Here is a 2652-nt window from a genome sequence, read left to right as displayed (position 1 = left end):
ACCAGCAGGCCGCGGGTGCGCAGGACCCGGCGTTCGAGGGGGCTGAAGACGAGGAGGTCGATGGCGATGCCGACGATGAGGATGAGGAGGATGGCGAGGAAGACGCCGGGGAGGTCGATGTTGTTGCGGCCGTTTTCGAGGAGCTGGCCGAGGCCGAGGCCGAGTTCGGGGGAGGAGGCGATGATCTCGGCGGCCATCAGGGAGCGCCAGGAGAAGGCCCAGCCCTGCTTGAGCCCGGCGAGGTAGCCGGGGAGCGCGGCGGGCATGACGACGTGCCGGGTGCCCTTGAGGCCGGTGGCTCCCAGGGTGCGGCCGGCGCGCAGGAACAGTGGGGGGACCTGGTCGACGCCGGAGACGAGGCCGTTGGCGATGGAGGGGACGGCGCCGAGGAGGATGACGGTGTACATCATGGCGTCGTTGAGGCCGAACCACAGGACGGCGGGCGGGACCCAGGCGACGGAGGGCAGGGACTGGAGGCCGGAGAGGATGGGGCCGATGGCGGCGCGGACGAATTTTATGCGGGAGACGAGGAGTCCGAGGGGGGTGCCGATGGCGAGGGCGAGGAGGAAGCCGAACATGCCCCGGGAGACGGAGGTCCAGATGACTTCCAGGAGGGTGCCCTGCAGCCACAGGTCGGTCAGTCCGTCCCATACGGCGGAGGGGGCGGGGAGTTTGGTCTCGTCGGTGATTTTCGCGGAGACCAGGACCTGCCATACGGCCAGGACCAGGGCCACCGCCGTGAGGGGTGGGAGGACTTTCCTGGTCAGGACTTCGCGCAGGGGTGTGCGGCGGACTTCGACGGCGTCGAGGGCGTCGAGTCCGGCTTCCAGGCCGGCGAGGTCGTCCTGCCTGGGGGTGGTGTCAGTGCTGGCCATGGCGGCGGATCTCCCCACGCAGGTGTTCAGTGATCTCAAGGGACAGTTCCGCGACGTCCGCGTCCTCGATGCGGCGGGGCTGGGGGATGTCCACGGTCCATTGCCTGGCGACCCGGCCGGGCCGTGAGGAGAGCAGGACCACGCGCTGGGCCAGGCGTACGGCCTCGCGGACGTTGTGGGTGACGAAGAGGACCGAGAGGCTGGTCTCTTCCCAGATGCGGGTGAGCTCGCCGTGCAGCACGTCGCGGGTGATGGCGTCGAGTGCGGCGAACGGCTCGTCCATCAGGAGGAGTTCACTGTCCTGGGCCAGCGCCCGGGCCAGCGCCACGCGCTGGCGCATACCGCCCGACAGCTCGTGGACCCGCTTGCCGTACGCACCGCCGAGACGGACCAGCTCCAGGAGCCGCTCCGCTTCCGGCCTGCGCTCGTTCTTCGGCACACCGCGCAGCCGCAGGGCGAGTTCGATGTTCTTGCCCGCGGTCAGCCACGGGAACAGGGCGTGTTCCTGGAACATCAGGGCGGGCCGGCCGCCGGGGGTGTCGATCCGCCCCGACGTCGGCCGGTCCAGCCCGGCCACCAGGTTGAGCAGGGTGGACTTCCCGCACCCCGAGGCCCCCAGGATGGTGACGAACTCACCCGGAGCGACATCGAGACTGATGTCGTCCAGGACGAGCTGCGCTCCGGCCGGGCCGTTGAAGGACTTCGAGACGTGCTCGATCCGGGCGGCGTGTGACACCGTGGTGGTGCCCTCGGCAGCCTTGGCAAGCGTGGTGGCCATGGTCGTCACCTCCTGGGAACGGACTGGGGATGGGGGCTACTTGACGCCGAGGCCGGCGTCGGAGACCTCGGGCTTGCCGGCGGCCTTGAGGACCTTGTTCAGGAGCGTCAGGTCGTAGATCCCGGCGAGGTCGGGCTGCTTGATGAGCCCGGCCTTCACCGCCCACTGGGACTGCGTCTTCAGCGTCGCCGCCAGCGGGTCGTCCGTGATCTGGATGCTCGGCCACGCCGGGTCGATGACCTTCGCCGCGAGTTCCTTGCCGGTCTCGGCCTTCAGTGCCGCGTTCGCCGACGCCTTCGCCTTGTCCTTGTTCGCGTTGATCCACTCGTTGGTCCTGACCGTGCCGCGCAGCACGGCCTCGACCACGTCCGGGTGGTCCTTGAGGAACGTCTGCGACACGATGATGTTCGTGATCACGAACTTCTTGCCGGGCCACAGCGCCGTCTCGTCGAGGAGGACCTTCGCGCCCTGGGAGACGAGCTTGGACGCGGTCGGCTCCGGCACCCACGCACCGTCGATCGAACCGGACTTGTAGGCGTCGGGGGTGACCTTGTTGTCGGTGCGGACGACGGACACGTCGCCCTTGCCGCTCTCCGGGTCGACCGTCCAGCCCTTCTCCGTGATCCAGTTGAGGAACGCGACGTCCTGCGTGTTCCCCTTCTGCGGAGTGGCGATCTTCTTGCCCTTGATGTCGTCCAGCGACTTGATCTTGTCCGGGTTGACGACCAGCTTCACACCACCGGAGGCGGAACCGGAGATGATCCGCAGGTTCTTGCCCCTGGACTTCACATACGCGTTGATCGACGGCGAAGGACCGATGAAACCGATGTCGAGAGAACCGCCGTTGAGGGCCTCGATCTCCGAGGGCCCGGCGTTGAAGGTCTGCGGCGCGATCGTCGTGCCGCCCAGCTCCTTCTGGATCAGCCCCTCCTGGATACCGACCAGCGCAGTCGCGTGGGTCAGGTTCGGGAAGTAGCCGATCCGGACCTTGTCGGCCGA

General features: G+C 68.3%; 3 protein-coding genes. All 3 read right to left on the bottom strand.

Annotated elements, in window-relative coordinates; genetic code table 11:
• Positions 1 to 875 (bottom strand): ABC transporter permease (locus tag ACZ7H1_RS37265; RefSeq protein WP_470792930.1); only part of this gene is annotated, 875 nt, incomplete at its 3' end.
• Entirely contained in the window at positions 862 to 1653 is a 792-nt protein-coding gene (locus tag ACZ7H1_RS37260) for an ABC transporter ATP-binding protein (RefSeq protein ID WP_470792928.1), read from the bottom strand. The genes ACZ7H1_RS37260 and ACZ7H1_RS37265, both read right to left, overlap by 14 nt.
• A 36-nt stretch (positions 1654 to 1689) precedes the next feature.
• A partial coding sequence (locus tag ACZ7H1_RS37255) for an ABC transporter substrate-binding protein (RefSeq protein WP_470792926.1) occupies positions 1690 to 2652 on the bottom strand: 963 nt, incomplete at its 5' end.

The sequence above is a fragment of the Streptomyces sp. NPDC037401 genome, from assembly GCF_055602345.1.
This window is presented reverse-complemented; position numbering and strand designations above follow the sequence as displayed.

Bases quoted from the DNA above. Each gene is read 5' to 3' on its own strand.
- ACZ7H1_RS37260 (WP_470792928.1), bottom strand. From the start codon at position 1,653: ATGGCCACCACGCTTGCCAAGGCTGCCGAGGGCACCACCACGGTGTCA.